Here is a 15992-nt window from a genome sequence, read left to right as displayed (position 1 = left end):
CGTTCTCGGTGACGTAGATCCGGCGGGGGCCGTACTCCTCGGTGAGGCGGAGCAGGAGCGTCTCGATGCCGGTCGCGTCGCGTGCGCACACGGTCGGCGGGCCCTCGGCGTTCTTCCGGTACGACGTCCGGTACGGCGATCCGGTACGGCCTCCTAGAGGTTGCCCAGGGGCTCGATGTCGACGTGCACGGGGGTACCCCAGACGCGCAGCACCTCGTAGTCGGTGAACTCGTGGATCAGGCGGTACGCCATGGCCGGGCGGGAGCCGCGGCGCAGTGAGGCGAGGTACAGCTCAGCCTCGTGGCGGTCCCGGCGCGGGGTGCCGCACAGCTGCCAGACCTGGCCGTTCCACAGTTCGGGCAGCCAGCGCTGGCCCGCCTGGGGGCGGTCGTCGCGCACGCCGTAGCGGGACGGGGTGGTGTCGGCCGGGCGGGTCCGCGCGGGTCCGTTGAACTCCGAACGGCGGGCCGCGCGGCGCCGGGTCTCGCAGAGCAGGCAGAGATCGGGCGCGCTCTCGTCGACCGGCCCGTTCGGGTGCTCCGGGCAGCGGGTGGTCGGGACGGCGCCGGTGACGCTCTCGTCCAGCAGGTCGAGGGCGCGCCGCAGGTCGGATTTGACCTCGTGCAGTTTCGCGTCGGAGGTGGTGCCGGTCAGGGCGTCGCCGTGCTCGCCGAGGAGACGGAGAGCACGGCCGAGGGCGGTGAGCTGGGCGTGGTTCACGGGTGGCATTCCGATCGTGTCAACTGCTACGACCACTCTCCCATGCCCCGCTCCGCACCCCCGCGACGAACCCCGCCCACGCCTCCGCGCGGAACGCCAGCGAGGGTCCTCCGGGGTTCTTGGAGTCCCGGACAGGGATGACGGCGGGGTTGCCGTCGGCCACTTCGAGGCAGTCGTTACCGCCGCCGCCGCTGTACGTCGACTTGCGCCAGCGGGCCATTTCCAGGCACTCGTTGCCGCCCCCGCCGCTGTAGCTGGACTTGTGCCACGTGGCCATGCTCAGGTCGTAGTCAGGGAAGTTCCTCATGGGCGTAATCCTGCGCCAACGTCTCGATCAGGGCCAGGGAGTTCTGTGGCGAGAGTGCGGAGGCCGCGAGGAGTTCGAAGGTGAACTTCAGCTGGGTGACCGTTGCGGGGTCGTCTTCCAGGCGTCCGGTGCCGGGCCCTTCGAAGTAGACCAGCGGAGGGGCGTCCTTGAATTCCATCACCCTCATCGAGCCCTCCATCGCCTTGTGGGCTCCCGCGCTGAACGGCAATACCTGTGCGATGACCCGGCCTTGACGCATCACGCCCACGACGTGGCGCAGGGCTGCCGCCATCACCGCTCGGCCACCGGTCTCGCGGCGCAGTACCGCCTCGTCCAGCACGACCCACAACAAAGGTCGTGTTGGGTGCCCCAGTAGCCGAGCCCGCGCCATCCGCCCGTCCACCCACTCGTCGATCGTCTCTTCGGGCGCCGTCGGGTCGTATGCGCGGTTGACGGCCCGTGCGTAAGCCGGGGTCTGGAGAAGTCCGGGAATCAGGAGCGGCGCGTACTGCCTGATCGCCGTGGCGTCCGCCTCGGCCTCCGCCGCCTCCGCGAAATGTTCCGGGTACCGCGACTTGGCCGCGGCGCCGCAGTTCCGCGTGAAGAAGTCCTCCGTCCCCAACTCGGTGTCGAGCAGCCGCGCGTACTCCGGCAGCATCCGCCGCGTCCCCGCCTCCAGTTGGCCGATGAACGAGCCGCTCACGAAAAGCCGTTGGCCCAGCTCCTCCTGGCTGAGGCCCGCTTTCTCGCGGGCGTGGCGGAGCTCGGCGCCGAGGAGGGCGCGGGGGGACGACGACGGGTCGAGATCCTTCGGTCCTGCCACGGCAACTCCCACTCCGACAGCCGACGTTGTTGGGGCAACCCCTCTGGCCAGGTTAGACACCCGCCCGCCACGCTGTGTGGAGAATAGGCAACTCTGCGTGGAGGTAAGCGAATGTCACCGTCGACCGAGGAGATCGTCATCGAGTTGCGGGCGGCGCTCACGGAGGTGGGTGTCGTCCTGCCGTCCCTGGGTGTGGACCCGGTGACCGGCGCGGACGACGAGCCGTTCGCCCTGGTGACGCTGGGGCGCTGCAACGTCCGTACGGCCCGGAAGCTCGCGTCCGTGCTGCGCGGGGAACGGCCGCCGGTCGGGGCGTATGCCGTGGACGTACGGGACGGGCTGGTCGGGGAGGTGCGGGGGCATGTCGGCGGCACCGTGCAGCTGCGGCCCGTGGGCGGTGGCCGGGAGTGGGACTGTCCGGCGGAGTCGACCGGGCCCGCGGCGCGGGAGGAGGTGTTGCGGGCGCAGGTGCGGCAGCGCAACCAGGAGACCCGGTTGCCCTGACGAGGCGGCCCGGCGGGCGGCGGCGAGGTGCCGTGCCGGGTGTCGCGAGCCGGTGAGCCTTCCGGGTCACCGGCCCTGCTCGCCCCGGGGGGCGATCCCGCTGAGACCGAAGGCGTACGTCGCCAGGAAGCCGACGAGGTACCCGGTCAGCAGACCGCCCGCGTAGATCGCCGCCGTCAGGGAGAGGGCCCTGTTCCCCGCCAGCAGCGGGAACAGGGCCCAGCCCGACGGTCCGATCGCCGTGGCGCCCACCCGGTCGCCGAGCATCGCGAAGAACCCGACGAAGGCCCCGCCCGCCGCGCCGCCCGCGCACGCGGTGAGGAAGGGCCGGCCCAACGGCAGCGAGACGCCGTAGATCAGCGGCTCGCCCACCCCCAACAGCCCAGCGGGCAACGCCGATTTGATGGTCGTACGCAGTGAGGTGTCGTGGCGCAGCCGGACGTAGACCGCCGCCGCCGCGCCGACCTGGCCCGCGCCCGCCATGGCGAGGAGGGGCAGCAGGACGGTGTAGCCCTGCTGTTCGATGAGGGTGGCGTGCAGGGGGATCAGGGCCTGGTGCAGCCCGAGCATGACGAGCGGCAGGAAGAGGCCGCCGAGGATCAGGCCCGCGAACGCGCCCGTGGTCGACAGCAGCCAGGTCGCCGCCGTGCCGATCGCCGCGGAGACCTGGCCGGCCGCGTACATCAGGCCGTACAGCGTCGCCAGGCCCGGGACCAGCACCGTGAGAGCGGGGGTGAGCAGCACGTCGACGGTGGCGGGGACCCGGCCGCGGCACCACTTCTCCACGTACGTCCCGAGCAGCGCGGCGGCCAGCGCGCCGAGCACCCCGCCCTGGCCGGGGGAGAGCGGGGTCCCGAAGGCCGTCACCTTCGCGACCCCCGGGTAGACCACCACGGCGGCCACCGCCGCGCCGAGCACCGGTGTGCCGCCGAACTCCTTCGCCGTGTTGTGGCCGACGAAGACCGCGATCAGCGCCATGAAGGCGGAGGCGATCGCGGTGAGGGCCGGTGTCACGCCCGGTAGCCAACCCAGGTTCAGCAGCAGCCCGTTGAGGCCGGCGAGCATCCCGCAGCCGACCAGGGCGGGGATGAGGGGCACGAAGACGTTCGCCACCCGGCGCAGCAGCACCTTGCCCGGAGTCGCCGCCCGTTGCTCCCGTGCCTCCTTCAACTCGGCCCCCCGGAGCGCGAGTTCGGCGGCGGAGCCGCTCACCAGCTGTTCGAACTCGGGGGTCACCCGCGCCGCCGCCCCCGGCCCCAGCACGATCTGGTATGACGTGTCGTCGGCCACCGTCCCGAGCACCGCGGGCAGGGCCCGCAGCGCCACCTCGTCCACCAGGGCGCGGTCGGCCAGGCCCAGCCGGAGACGCGTCATGCAGTGGGCGACGGAGGTGACGTTCGCGGGGCCGCCGACCAGGGGGAGGATGGCGGCGGCCGTGGCGCGGGACGAGGCGGGGGAGCCGGAGGAGGCGTCGGAGAGGTGCACCCCCCGAGCGTGCTGGTCAGCCGGCCGCCGCCGTCAGCGCCGCGCGCAGCCGGCCCCCGGACTCCTCCAGAAGGCGGGCGGCCGTCGGGCCGTCGACCCCGGCGAGGACGGCCAGGATCGCGTTCTTCGCCTCGCCGCCGGTGGCGGCGAGGGCCCGCTCGACCTCCGTGTCGTCCGCGCCGGTGGCGAGCGCGACGATCCGGCGGGTGCGGGCGCGCAGCTTGTCGTTCGAGGCGCGGACGTCGACCATCAGATTCCCGTACGTCTTGCCCAGCCGGATCATGGTGATCGTCGACAACATGTTGAGGACCAGCTTCTGGGCCGTGCCCGCCTTCAACCGGGTTGATCCGGTGAGGAGTTCGGGTCCGACGACGACCTCGATGCCGTGCTCGGCGGCGGCGGCGAGCGCGCTGTGCCCGTTGCAGGACAGGCCGATGGTGAGGGCGCCCCGGCGGCGGGCGTGCTCGACGGCGCCGATCGCGTACGGGGTGCGGCCGGAGGCGGAGACGCCGACCACCGAGTCGTCGGCGGTCAGCGCCAGCGCGTCCAGGTCGGCTTGGGCGAGTTCGCGGGAGTCCTCGGCGCCCTCGACCGAGGTGACCAGGGCCGCGGGACCGCCCGCGATCAGGCCGGTGACCTGAGCGGGGTCGGTGTTGAAGGTGGGCGGGCACTCGGAGGCGTCAAGGACGCCGAGCCGCCCTGCGGTGCCCGCGCCGGCGTAGATCAGCCGGCCGCCCCGCTCCATCCGCTCCGCCACGGCGTCGATCGCGGCGGAGATCTCCGGCAGCCGGCGCGCCACCGCCGCCGGCACGGTGGTGTCCTCGCCGTTCATGAGCCGCGCGAGGTCGAGGGTGGGGAGCCGGTCGATCTCGGCCAGCTCCGGGCGGAACGCTTCGGTGGTGAGGGTCTCCAGCTCGGCGCGGAGATCACGGGGGCGGGACGTCGAGGTCATCGAGGTGCGGCTCTTTCGCGTGTGCGGTGCGGTACGGGGTGGTACGGGCGCGGCCGGTCACGGCGCTGGTCCCGGTTCACGGCACTAACGGCACTAACGGCGGTGGCGGTGCGCCAGCGCCTCGTAGGAGGCCGACAGGGCGGGCGCCGCCGCGTCGTAGGTGCGCTGCGCCACGCCTATGAACAGGCAGTCCACGACGAGGAGTTGGCTTGTCCGGGAGGACATCGCGGCCGGCCGCAGCTCGCTCTCGCGGGCGGTGGAGGTGGTCAGGATGTGGTCGGCGTACTGGGTCACCGGGCCGTCGGGCCGGCCGGTGATCGCGACCGTCGTCGCCCCGTGCTCGAAGGCCACCCGCAGGGGCTCGATGACGTCACCGGTGGACCCGGAGTGGGTGATCGCGATCGCCACGTCCCCGGCCCTCAGCTGTACGGCGTTGGTGACGGCGAGGTGCGGGTCGCCGTGCGCGTGCGCTATCAGCCCGATGCGCAGCAGCTTCTGGGTGAGGTCCTGGGCGACCAGCCCGGACGCGCCGACCCCGTACACGTCGGTACGGCGGGCCCCGGCGAGCGCGGTGACGGCCGCGCCGAGCTGCGCGGTGTCGAGCCCGGCGGCCGTGTCGGCGAGGGTCTGCTGTTCGTCGTAGGCGAGCTTGGCGACCACGTCGGCGATGGGGTCGTCGACCGCGATGTCGGTGGTCAGCGCGGGCGCCCGGCCGGACTGCTGCTGGGCGGCGAGGCCGGCGAGGGCGAGCCGCAGGTCGCGGTAGCCGGGGTAGCCGAGCAGGCGGGCGGTGCGCACCACCGTGGCCTCGCTGGTGCCGGTGAGCTCGGCGAGGCCGGTGACGGTGAGCGCGGCGCAGCCGGCCGGGTCGCCGGCGACGGCCTCGGCGACCCGCTGCATCGAGCGGGTCATGGAGGGGCCCAGGGTCCGTACCTTGGCCGCGAGGGCGGCGGGCGCGGGGGGCATGCCGCCGCTGCCGAAAATTTCCTTCACGTCGTGGGGCACGCGTGAAAGATATTTTCGGTTCCGTCTCCGGTCAAGAGTGCGCACAATGGGTGGATGGACCCCCTGGACGACCCGAACGGCGATCCCGTCGACCCCCTGGAGCTGGCGTTGCACGCGGCGCGTGCCCTCGTCCTCGCCGACCTGGCCGCGGGCGAGGTCGCCGAGCCCGACGTGGTGTCCATGGTCGAGGACTCCGTCGTGCAGCGGCGCTGGTGGGTGCGGCAGTGGCCCGAGGGCGCGGCGTACGTCGCCGGGCTGGTCGCCCAGGACGTACAGGACGCGCTGCTGAAGGCGTACGGGCGGTGGCCGCTCTGTCCGGTCTGCGCCTCCGGCGACCCGCACGCCCTGGAGGTCGAGCCGGAGCTGGGCGCCGACCCGCACTGGGTGTGCCACCAGGCGGGCGTGAAGGTCGCGCCCGTCGGCGCGCTCGCCTCCGCGACCGGCGGGACCCGCTCGTCGTGACCGTCTACGTCGACCCGCCGGACTGGCCCGGCCACGGCCGCATGTGGTCGCACCTGGTGAGCGATGTCTCCTTCGACGAACTGCACGCCTTCGCCGCGGAGTTGGGGGTGCCCAGGCGCGCCTTCGAGCGGGACCACTACGACATTCCCTCGCACCGGTACGCGGAGGTGGTGGCGGCCGGGGCGGTCCGGGTCGGCAGCCGCGAGGTGGTGCGGCTGCTGCACGCGGCCGGTCTGCGCAGACCCAAGGGGCGCGCCCGGGCCTGACGGGCGGCGGCGGTCACCGGGTGCGGACGTACAACTGGAGTACGTCGTCCCGGTGTGGGGGTTCGCCGGCCGGCCGTGCCTGGTCGAGGGCGGCGCGCACGTAGCCCGCCCGGACCGCCACGGCCCGCGAGGCGAGGTTGCCGGGCTCGATCGCGGCGACGAGGGTGCGGACGTCGTCGCGGGCCAGCGCCCAGTCGGAGAGGGCGGTCAGCGCCTCGCTCGCGTAGCCGTGGCCGCGCGCGTCCGCCACGAGGTCGTAGCCGACCTCGGCGCGCCCCTCCTGGTCCGGCGCCCCGTGGAAGCCCATGCCGCCGATCGCGCGTCCGTCGGCCCGCCGGACCAGGACGAACATCCCCCACTCCGGGCGGTGCACGCCCGCCTCGTACGCCTTGAGGAGCATCCCGGCCGCGTCCCGGGTGCCCGGGAACGGGCCGTCGCCGATCCACTCGAAGCCGCCGTCGCCGCCCGCGCGCAGCTCGGCGGCGGCGGCCGGGGTGACGCCCTGGAGGGTGAGCCGCTCGGCGGGCAGTACGAGGTTGTTGCTCCAGCGCCACTCGGTGACCGGGGCGCGGCCGGGCAGCTCACCGCGGCCGGTGGCCCACAGCAGGGTGCGCCAGGGGTCGGGACCGGGCCGGACGTGCGGGAAGATCACGGTGAGGACGAACTGACAGGTCTCCGGCGCCGGTTGGTAGGGAAGTCCGAGCCCCTCGGCGATGTCGTGCGTGTGCAGCACCGCCTCGGCGACGCCCATCGCGGCGAAGCCCGTACGGTTCGCGCTGCGGAAGGGGTACGGGTGGAAGGCGCGGACCTCGCGCGGGGTGGTGCGCAGGGCGGCGGCGAACAGGGCGCCGGCCGTCTCCACCACCTGGATGATCTCCGCGTTGCCGGTGCCCTCGTCGAGGGTGAGCCCGAAGGGGACGTAGGCGTCCTGGGCGCGTCCGGCGAGCTGCCCGGCGTAGGCGATCAGGTCCTCGGCGATGTGGAACGCCGTCGTACGGCAACTCCACTCCAGCCGCCCCGCCTTGGGCCCCTCCCAGCTCCGGTCGGCCGCCGACCGGAGCAGCGCGGCACACCCCGCGACGGCCGCCTCCACCTGTTCCCCACCGATGTCTCGCATACGGACAGGCTAGGCACCTCGGGTGGCTAGTTCGACAGCGTTTCCAGTTCGCCCCGGAGGTTGTGCCGCGCGCTCGCCTCCCACTCCGCGGTCCCGTACGGCGTCCTGAACAGCCTTGGCAGCTCCAGGAGTTGGCGCAGGATCGCCGAACGGCCGGCGCGGAAGGCGTCGTCGGGGACGAAGTCGTACTCCGCGCGGACGGCGGCCGTGTAGGCGGCGTACGCGGACGGGGGCGCGGCCAGGACCGCGAGGTCGGCGTCGCACAGCACCTGCCCGTCGCGGTCGTCGTCGGCCGGGTCGTGGCTGACGGTGAGCCGGACCAGCCGGGCCACCTCGGCGGTCGTCCCGTCCGGCACCCCGGCCTCCGGCAGCGCGCGCTCGGCCAGCCGCGCCGACCGCTCCTCGTTCTCGGAGCGGTCGGGGAGGTGGACCGCGTCGTGGAACCAGGCCGCGAGCCGTACGACGTCCGGGGCGGCGGCGTGCCCGGCCAGCACGTCGACGTGGTCGAGGACCGCCGTGAGGTGGGCGAGCGTGTGGTAGCGCCGCCGCGGCTCCTGCCAGCGGGCGAGCAGGTTGTCGGCGTACGGCAGGGCGTCCGGGCCACCGGGCGGCCGGACCCCGTCGAGGGCGCGGGTCCAGCGGGCACGGAGGGCGTCGGGATCGGCCATGCCCGCATTCTTCCCCCTTCCCCGGGCCCCGCCGACGGCGACCGGGTACGAGCCGGCGGGTGCGGCCGGAGGAGCCGGACATCCTCGGCTGACACCGGCCACCGGCGACAGTGTCGACGACCGGCGATCTTCTCGCGGCCCGCGGCGTCCCGGCGTACTCTGAGATTGGACTAGACCTGTAGTCGCCGCATCGGAAAGCCAAGGGAAGGGGTCCTATGAGTACGCGTGCAGTCCTGGAGGTGATCGCCCTCGGCGCCGAGGACGCGGTCGCCGCCCAGGCCGGAGGCGCGGACCGCCTGGAAGTGGTCACCGACATGGCGGCCGACGGGCTGACCCCGCCGGTCGAGGCGTTCGCCGCGATCCGTGCCGCCGTCGACATCGACCTGCGCGTGATGCTGCGGCTCGCGGACGGGTTCGCCGCCGGGGAGGTCTCCCGGCTGGTCCGGGTCGCCTCCGAGCTGCGTTCCGCGGGCGCCGACCAGTTCGTGCTCGGCTTCCTCGACCCCGACGGCGGCCTCGACCTGGACGCGGTGGAGGGCGTCGTCGCCGAACTCGACGGCTGCGCCTGGACGTTCCACCGCGCCCTCGACCGGGCCGCCGACCGCGACGCCCTGCGCAAACAACTCGCCGACCTGCCCGGCCTCGACACGTACCTCACCGCCGGCTCGCCCGACGGCGTCGACGACGGCCTGCCCACGCTGCTCCGCGAGGCGGGACGGCGCGGTGAGCCCGGCTACGAGCAGCGCGTCCTGGTCGGCGGCGGACTGCGCCTCGACCACGTGCCCACCCTGCTCGCCGCCGGTGTCGACGCCTTCCACATCGGCGGCGCCGCGCGCCCCGGCGGTTGGCGGCACCCGGTGTCGGCGGCGGCGGTCGCGCGGTGGCGGTCGGCGCTCGACGGAACCTGAACCGGGCGGCGGCCGGCGGCCGGCTGGACGGCCGCGCCGACGGGGCCGAACGGGACGGCTCTGCCCGGTGGGCTCGGGCCGGACCGCAGGGTTCGACCGAAACGGCTCTGCCCGGTGAACTCGGTTCGCGGTCAGGCCAGTTGGTGCGGCAGTGCGGCCGTGTGGGTGACGATCAGGCCCGACACCGCGCGGGTGAGGGCCACGTACAGGCGGCGCAGGCCCGTGCGTTCGTCCGGTTCGCCGTCGACCACGGCCCGCGGTTCGTCGAGGACCACGTAGTCGTACTCCAGGCCCTTCGCGAGCGAGGCGGGCACCAGCGTCAGCCGGGTGTCGGCCGTCGTCTCCCGGCCGGGGTCGAGGTGGCCGATGCCCGCGGCGGTCAGCGCGCGCGCCAGCCCGGGAATCCGGGCGTCGGCCGCGATCAGCCCGGTCGAGCCCTCGTTGCGCAGCAACTCCGCGCAGGCAGCGACCACTTCGTCGGGGCCGTCGACCGTGCGCAGGTCGAAGAAGCCCGGGTTCTCCCGGACCGACGCGACCGGCGTCAGACCCGGCGCGATGTGCGGGAGCAGCCGGGAGGCGTAGGTGATCACATCGGTCGGCACGCGGAATCCGGCCGTCAACTCCTCGATCACCCCGTCCGGTTTGCCCAGGTGTGCCAGCGCCTCGTCCCAACTCCGCGTCGCCCAGGGCGTGGTGCCCTGCGCCAGGTCGCCGAGGACGGTCGCGGAACCGGTGGTGCAGCGGCGGCCCACGGCCCGGTACTGCATGGGGGAGAGATCCTGCGCCTCGTCGATCACGACATGTCCGAGCGAGTGCGTCCGCTGGACGAGGTCCGTCACCTCGTCGATCAGCACGGCGTCCGCCGCCGACCACTGCGCCGCCTTCACGCTCCGTACGGGCTTCGCCCACAGGATCGTCTTCCGCTCGTCCTCGTCGAGGATGCCCTCCGCGTGCGCGGCGAGGAAGTCCGCGTCGGTCAGCAGCCGCAGGACGAGCCGGGCCGGTTCGACCGGCGGCCACACCGCCTTGACGGCCGCCTTCACCGCCCTGTCGCGGGCCACGGCGTCCTGCACCCGGTCGTCCGGCGCCTCGCCCGACCGTTCCATCTGCACCAGCACGGCATGCGCGATCCGCTGCGGCAGGGCCTCCCGGGCGGCGCCGTACCGGATGGAGCGGTCGAGCAACTCCCGCACGATCGCTTCGAGTTCGTACGCCGGTACCCGCCATCGGCGGGAGCCGCGCACCACCATGACGGGCTCGGTCGGCATGGTCACGTGCGAGTAGAGGGCGTTCCTGAGCACCTGGGCCATCCGCGCGTCGCCCTTGACGACGGCCGCCGCCGCCTCGTCGGTGCCGCTCACCTCGACATGCGCGACCAGATCGTCCACGGTCCCCTGGCTGACCGTCAACTCACCCAGGGCGGGCAGCACTTGCTCGATGTACTGGAGGAAGGACCGGTTCGGCCCGATGACGAGGGTGCCGGTGCGGGCCAGCCGCTCCCGGTGCGCGTAGAGCAGATAGGCGACCCGGTGCAGACCGACGGCGGTCTTCCCGGTGCCGGGGCCGCCCTGCACACAGACGGTGCCGCCGAGACCGGACCGTACGATCTCGTCCTGCTCGGGCTGGATGGTGGCCACGATGTCCCGCATCGGCCCCACGCGCGGGCGCTCGATCTCCTGCTGGAGCAGCTTGCTGGTGACGGCCGCCTCCGCCGGGTCCAGCAGGTGCTCGTCCTCGTACGCCGTGAGGTCGCCGCCGGTGTAACCGAAGCGCCGGCGCAGTGAGATGTCCATCGGGTCCTTCTTCGAGGCCCGGTAGAACGGCTGCGAGACCGGCGCGCGCCAGTCGATGACCATCGGATCACCGTCGCCGTCGTGCACATGCCGGCGCCCGATGTAGAACCGCTCGCCCGCCGCGCCCTCCGCCATGTCCGCGCCGGGGGCGTGCAGGTAGCTGAGGCGGCCGAAGAAGAGCGGGGTGTGGCTGAGGTCGGCCAGCGACTTGATGCGCTCGTCGATCTGCCGGGCCAGGACCGCGGCGTTGACCCAGTTCGCGGTGACGTCCTTGATGTCGAGGGACTCGGCGTCCTCGCGCATGGCGCGCAGCGCAGCGCGCGAGGAGGAGAGGTGGGAACGTTCGCGGGCGAGGGGATCCTCGGCGGGCGTGGACAAGGGGTGCCTCCGGAAGACCTGCGTGAGCGATGCGCGCGGCGGCGCGTGCGGGGGTGCGGCGGATCCAGGTGCCGGCCGGTTTCCGTCCGGGCGGCCGCACTCCCTGCGGGGAGGCGGGCAAGAGCGGAGATTCTAGGTCAGGGGGCCGGACGAGGGCCAATGGGTTTCCGTGCGCGGGCATCCCGGGGCCGTGCGCCGCACGTCCCCTAGGGGACACCCCCTCCACCCAGGAGGGGAACGGGTCCGTCCGGAGACGTAGGCGGGGTGCCGCGGGTCAGCCCTTCGGACCGATGCCGACCTTATGTCCCAAGACGCACCATGGAGACATGAGCGCAGCCACCCTCCACCCGGCCCCCGCCCGGCCGGCCGGCGCCACACCGGTCACCGGCAGCCACCACCACCGTCTCGGCGAAGCCCTGCGCGCGATCAAGGTCTTCGCGGGCGCCGCGTTCCGCGTCGCCGTCCTCGGGGAGTACGGCGAGGAGGCGGGCGTCCGCCGCAGGTGACCTCTAGGGTCACTGCGTGACCGTACGTTCACGCAGCGCAACTCCCCTTCTCCTCGCGGCCGTTTCCCTCCTAGCCGTCTCCCTCCTGGCCTTCGCGGCCCTGTGCTGGTGCCGGCCCGTCCCGATGGCCGACGCCCTGGTCTACCGCGCGGAGGGCGCCGCCGTACTCCACGGCGGCGATCTCTACGGCCTCACCGTCACCAAGTGGCGGCTGCCCGCGACCTACCCGCCCTTCGCGGCCCTGCTGTTCGTCCCGGCGAGCGGGCTTCCCGTCCCGGTCCTCAAAGCGGTCTTCCTCACCGGCAACGTGCTGCTGCTCGGCTGCCTGGTCCACCTCTCCGCCCGGCTGGCCGGCCGCCCCGCCCCCCTCCCCGCCCTCCTCGCGGCCACCGCCGTCGCCCTGTGGCTCGAACCCGTCTCCCAGACGCTCCTTTTCGGCCAGGTCAACCTGGCCGTCGTCTGCCTGCTGCTGTGGGACCTCACCCGCCCGCCCGGCGCCCGCGGCAAGGGAGTCGCCATCGGCCTCGCGACCGGCGTCAAACTCACCCCGGCCGTCTTCGTCGTCCACCTGCTGCTGCGGCGCAGATTCCGCGAGGCGCTCACCGCCGCGACCGCGTTCGCGGCGACCGTACTGCTCGGCGCGCTCGCGCTGCCCGCCGCGAGCGTCGACTACTGGACCCGCCGCCTCTACGAGACCGACCGCGTCGGCAAGGTGTGGATCGTCGACAACCAGTCGCTCCAGGGCCTGATCGCCCGCGCCCTGCGCGACCCGGCGCCGGGGCTCTGCTGGGCGCTGCCCGCCGCCGGGGTCGCGGTGATCGGCCTCCGGCTGGCGGCCCGCACGCCCGACGACCGCTGGGGCGTTCTCCTCACGGCGGTCACCGCGCTGCTCGTCTCACCGGTCAGCTGGTCCCACCACTGGGTGTGGTGCGTCCCGCTGATCGCCGTACTCCTGGCGGACGGCCGCCTCCCCGCGGCGCTCCTCACCACGGCGCTGTTCGCCGCCCGCACGATGTGGCTGCTCCCGCACCAGGGCGGCCTCGACCTCCGACTGCCGTGGTGGCAGCAGCCGTTGGCGGCGCCGTATCCCCTCGTGGGGTTGGCGGTACTGGTGTCGGCCGGCCGCCGGGAGCGGGGTGCCGGAGCGACCGGGGACGTACACGCCGGGCCGTCCGCCGGAGCGGCCGGAGACTCACCCGCCGGGCCGGCCCGCGAACCGGCTCAGTTCTCCGCGAGGAGGTCGTCGGCGTCCAGGATGCGGTAGGCGTAGCCCTGTTCGGCGAGGAAGCGCTGACGGTGGGCGGCGAAGTCCTGGTCGATCGTGTCGCGGGCGACGACCGAGTAGAAGTGCGCCTGGTGGCCGTCGGCCTTCGGACGCAGGACGCGGCCGAGGCGCTGTGCCTCCTCCTGGCGGGAGCCGAAGGTGCCGGAGACCTGGATGGCGACGGTCGCCTCCGGCAGGTCGATGGAGAAGTTGGCGACCTTCGAGACGACGAGGACGCTGATCTCGCCCTCGCGGAAGGCGCCGAACAGCTTCTCGCGCTGGGCGTTGGAGGTCTCGCCCTTGATCACCGGGGCGTCGAGATGCTCGCCGAGTTCGTCGAGCTGGTCGATGTACTGCCCGATGACGAGGATCTGCTGCCCGGCGAACCGGCGCACGATCGCCTCCGTCACCTTCCGCTTGGTCGCGGTGGTGGCACAGAAGCGGTACTTCTCCTCCGCCTCGGCGGTGGCGTAGGCGAGCCGCTCGGAGTCGGTGAGGTTGACGCGGACCTCGACGCAGTCGGCGGGCGCGATGTAGCCCTGCGCCTCGATCTCCTTCCACGGCGCGTCGAACCGCTTCGGCCCGATCAGCGAGAAGACGTCCGACTCCCGGCCGTCCTCGCGCACGAGCGTCGCGGTGAGCCCCAGCCGCCGCCGGGCCTGGAGGTCGGCGGTGAACTTGAAGACGGGCGCGGGCAGCAGGTGCACCTCGTCGTAGAGGATCAGCCCCCAGTCGCGGGAGTCGAAGAGCTCAAGGTGCGGATAGACGCCCTTCCGCTTGGTCGTCAGCACCTGGTAGGTGGCGATGGTGACGGGCCGGATCTCCTTCCGGGTCCCGCTGTACTCGCCGATCTCCTCCTCGGTGAGCGAGGTCCGCTTGATCAGCTCGTGCTTCCACTGCCGGGCGGAGACGGTGTTGGTGACGAGGATCAGCGTGGTCGACTTGGCCTGCGCCATGGCACCGGCCCCGACCAGCGTCTTCCCTGCCCCGCAGGGCAGCACGACGACACCGCTGCCGCCGTGCCAGAAGTTCTCCACGGCCTGCTTCTGGTACGGCCGCAGCGCCCAGCCGTCCTCGTCCAGCTCGATCGCGTGCGCCTCGCCGTCCACGTACCCGGCGAGGTCCTCGGCCGGCCAGCCCAGCTTCAGCAGCGTCTGCTTGATCTGCCCGCGCTCGGAGGGGTGCACGGCGACGGTGTCCGCGTCGATCCGGTTGCCGACCAGCGGCGCGACCCGCTTGGAGCGCAGGATCTCCTCCAGCACGGGCCGGTCGGTGGTGGTCAGCACGAGCCCGTGCGCGGGATGCTTGGAGAGCGTCAGGCGGCCGTAGCGGTCCATGGTCTCCGCGATGTCGACCAGCAGCGCGTGCGGCACCGGGTACCGGCTGAACTCCACCAGCGCGTCCACGACCTGTTCGGCGTCGTGGCCGGCGGCCCGCGCGTTCCACAGCCCCAGCGGTGTCACCCGATAGGTGTGGATGTGCTCCGGCGCCCGCTCCAGCTCGGCGAACGGCGCGATGACCCGACGGCACTCGTCGGCCCGCTCGTGATCGACTTCGAGGAGCAGGGTCTTGTCGGACTGGACGATCAGGGGGCCATTCACGCGCGGCGCCTTTCTGCAGAACTCGGCACGGCCTGGCCGACGCGGGACGCGACCCGCGCATCGTGAGCGGCGACTCGTGATGCGTGACTCGTGACGTAGCGACACGGGACGTCGTGACTCGTGCGGCCAAACGTCCAGTGTGCCTCAACGGCGGACGATCACGGCGTGGGACCGGTGGCCGTGGGGTCACCCTCCGCGAGTTCCGCCACCCCCGTGACCCGGTGCAGGGGGTAGGTGCGGACCTCGTCCGCCGTGTGGTCGTAGGCGGTGACGAAGCCGCCCTCGACGCGGACGGGGGCGATGACGCGCTGGCTGGCGGCGCCCTCGGCGTTGACGTAGCCGATCCAGAGGGTGTCGCCGGTGAGGACGGCGGCCTGCACGGTGGCGAGGGTCTCGGCGGGGCTGGTGCGTGGGAGCAGGCCGCCGGCGGGCGGGGTCGCCGTCGGTCTGCGGGGGGCGGTGGAGGCCAGGTCGCCCGCTCTGATCGCGCGGACCGCCGCCGTGAGGAGGGTGGCGTCCGGGGTCGGCGGGCCGTCCGGTACCGGCTCGGGCGCCGTGCGCGGTGGGGTGCGGCGGGCGTGGGCCCGGGTGATCAGGACGTCGCCCTCGGCGGACTCGGCGGCCGGCGCGAAGCCCATCGCGCGCAGACCGTCCAGAAGTGTCGCCGGGTCGGCCTGGGACGCCAGTACCGTCGGGGCGAGCCGCCGCAGCCGCAGGCCCGCCGAGCGCTTGTCGGCGAGGATCTCGCTGAGCATCGCGTCGTCGTCGCACCGCACGTACGCCGAGGCCGCGCCGATCCGCAGCCGACCGTGGCGCCGGGCCACGTCGTCGATCAGGTAGGCGAGGGGCTGGGGGACCGGCGTACGGGAGTGGGCGGTGAGGAAGTCGTGCAGGTCCGAGGCGGAGCGGCCCGCGTCCAGGGCCCGGCGCACCGAACCCGGCGTGAAGCGGTAGACCGTCGCCCCGCCCTTCGACTCCACGTCCGCGAGCACGTCGAGGACGTCGGCGAGCGGGCGTTGCAGCGGGCCGGGTGCCACCGCCGTCAGGTCCGCCTGGAGCAGTACGTGGTCCAGCGGCTCGGGGAGCAGCGGCGCGAGCAGTCGGGCCGCGACGGCGGTGGCGGCGGACTGCTCCGCGGCGTCCCCGTACAGTCCGGCGCCCGCGCGGCCGGTCGGTCTTCCGTCGCTCACACGCCGCAGGATTCCGTGGTCCCGGAACTCCCGGATGAAGCCG

Annotated in this window: 17 protein-coding genes; 6 read left to right on the top strand and 11 right to left on the bottom strand. The window is 73.5% G+C overall.

The genetic code is table 11. The annotated features are described in order from the left end of the window. Positions 1–153: 153 nt before the first annotated feature. The 3 genes from ABZT12_RS38510 to ABZT12_RS38500 are packed head-to-tail and all read right to left on the bottom strand — an operon-like array spanning position 154 to position 1850. Complete coding sequence (locus ABZT12_RS38510; RefSeq protein ID WP_356394298.1) at positions 154–720, bottom strand: hypothetical protein; 567 nt, start codon at positions 718–720, stop codon at positions 154–156. 19 nt (positions 721–739) lie between these two features. Then, a complete protein-coding gene (locus ABZT12_RS38505; protein WP_356394295.1) occupies positions 740–1027 on the bottom strand; it encodes a DUF397 domain-containing protein in 288 nt (95 codons plus the stop codon). After that, complete coding sequence (locus ABZT12_RS38500; RefSeq protein ID WP_356394292.1) at positions 1011–1850, bottom strand: helix-turn-helix transcriptional regulator; 840 nt, start codon at positions 1848–1850, stop codon at positions 1011–1013. The genes ABZT12_RS38505 and ABZT12_RS38500 overlap by 17 nt, the downstream gene beginning before the upstream one ends. 111 nt (positions 1851–1961) lie before the next feature. On the opposite strand from ABZT12_RS38500, the gene ABZT12_RS38495 reads away from it, so the two are divergent. Beyond that, positions 1962–2354 carry a hypothetical protein gene (locus ABZT12_RS38495; RefSeq protein ID WP_356394289.1) on the top strand — a complete coding sequence of 131 codons (393 nt, stop codon included), beginning with the start codon at positions 1962–1964 and terminating at the stop codon, positions 2352–2354. A gap of 66 nt (positions 2355–2420) precedes the next feature. On the opposite strand, the gene ABZT12_RS38490 is transcribed toward ABZT12_RS38495, so the two are convergent. The 3 genes from ABZT12_RS38490 to ABZT12_RS38480 form a co-directional block, all read right to left on the bottom strand. Beyond that, complete coding sequence (locus ABZT12_RS38490) at positions 2421–3839, bottom strand: PTS transporter subunit EIIC (protein WP_356394286.1); 1419 nt, start codon at positions 3837–3839, stop codon at positions 2421–2423. Between the two features lie 16 nt (positions 3840–3855). Next, positions 3856–4791 (bottom strand): N-acetylmuramic acid 6-phosphate etherase, encoded by a 936-nt coding sequence (gene murQ, locus ABZT12_RS38485; protein ID WP_356394283.1) that lies wholly within the window; start codon positions 4789–4791, stop codon positions 3856–3858. Between the two features lie 93 nt (positions 4792–4884). Then, the gene (locus ABZT12_RS38480; protein ID WP_356394301.1) at positions 4885–5757 is read right to left on the bottom strand and encodes a MurR/RpiR family transcriptional regulator; all 873 of its coding nucleotides are present in this window, start codon (positions 5755–5757) and stop codon (positions 4885–4887) included. 93 nt (positions 5758–5850) lie between these two features. Between ABZT12_RS38480 and ABZT12_RS38475 the strand changes: the two genes are divergently transcribed. Together ABZT12_RS38475 and ABZT12_RS38470 are read left to right on the top strand one after the other, a co-directional pair. After that, positions 5851–6258 carry a hypothetical protein gene (locus tag ABZT12_RS38475; RefSeq protein ID WP_356394280.1) on the top strand — a complete coding sequence of 136 codons (408 nt, stop codon included), beginning with the start codon at positions 5851–5853 and terminating at the stop codon, positions 6256–6258. Next, positions 6255–6524 (top strand): DUF4031 domain-containing protein, encoded by a 270-nt coding sequence (locus tag ABZT12_RS38470; protein ID WP_356394277.1) that lies wholly within the window; start codon positions 6255–6257, stop codon positions 6522–6524. Before ABZT12_RS38475 ends, ABZT12_RS38470 begins: the two co-directional genes overlap by 4 nt. A gap of 13 nt (positions 6525–6537) precedes the next feature. Here the strand turns inward: ABZT12_RS38470 and ABZT12_RS38465 are convergent, their stop codons facing one another. Further along, entirely contained in the window at positions 6538–7641 is a 1104-nt protein-coding gene (locus tag ABZT12_RS38465) for a GNAT family N-acetyltransferase (protein ID WP_356394274.1), read from the bottom strand. 26 nt (positions 7642–7667) lie between these two features. Further along, positions 7668–8309 (bottom strand): hypothetical protein, encoded by a 642-nt coding sequence (locus tag ABZT12_RS38460; RefSeq protein WP_356394271.1) that lies wholly within the window; start codon positions 8307–8309, stop codon positions 7668–7670. 215 nt (positions 8310–8524) lie between these two features. On the opposite strand from ABZT12_RS38460, the gene ABZT12_RS38455 reads away from it, so the two are divergent. Beyond that, the gene (locus ABZT12_RS38455) at positions 8525–9217 is read left to right on the top strand and encodes a copper homeostasis protein CutC (protein WP_356394268.1); all 693 of its coding nucleotides are present in this window, start codon (positions 8525–8527) and stop codon (positions 9215–9217) included. Between the two features lie 131 nt (positions 9218–9348). On the opposite strand, the gene ABZT12_RS38450 is transcribed toward ABZT12_RS38455, so the two are convergent. Further along, complete coding sequence (locus tag ABZT12_RS38450) at positions 9349–11388, bottom strand: UvrD-helicase domain-containing protein (protein WP_356394265.1); 2040 nt, start codon at positions 11386–11388, stop codon at positions 9349–9351. Positions 11389–11714: 326 nt separating this feature from the next. Here ABZT12_RS38450 and ABZT12_RS38445 point away from each other — a divergent pair, with 326 nt between their 5' ends. Continuing rightward, the gene (locus ABZT12_RS38445) at positions 11715–11894 is read left to right on the top strand and encodes a hypothetical protein (RefSeq protein ID WP_356394263.1); all 180 of its coding nucleotides are present in this window, start codon (positions 11715–11717) and stop codon (positions 11892–11894) included. 16 nt (positions 11895–11910) lie between these two features. Next, positions 11911–13158 (top strand): glycosyltransferase 87 family protein, encoded by a 1248-nt coding sequence (locus ABZT12_RS38440; protein ID WP_356394260.1) that lies wholly within the window; start codon positions 11911–11913, stop codon positions 13156–13158. Here ABZT12_RS38440 and ABZT12_RS38435 read toward each other — a convergent pair. Next, positions 13116–14759, bottom strand: coding sequence for a DNA repair helicase XPB (locus ABZT12_RS38435; RefSeq protein ID WP_356394258.1), 1644 nt, complete (start codon positions 14757–14759; stop codon positions 13116–13118). The genes ABZT12_RS38440 and ABZT12_RS38435 overlap by 43 nt on opposite strands. Positions 14760–14917: 158 nt before the next feature. Then, positions 14918–15992: helicase C-terminal domain-containing protein (locus ABZT12_RS38430; RefSeq protein WP_356394256.1), on the bottom strand; the 1075-nt coding region annotated here is incomplete at its 5' end.

This window comes from Streptomyces sp. NPDC005423 (genome assembly GCF_040606415.1).
In the GTDB taxonomy this organism is placed as follows: domain Bacteria; phylum Actinomycetota; class Actinomycetes; order Streptomycetales; family Streptomycetaceae; genus Streptomyces.
This window is presented reverse-complemented; position numbering and strand designations above follow the sequence as displayed.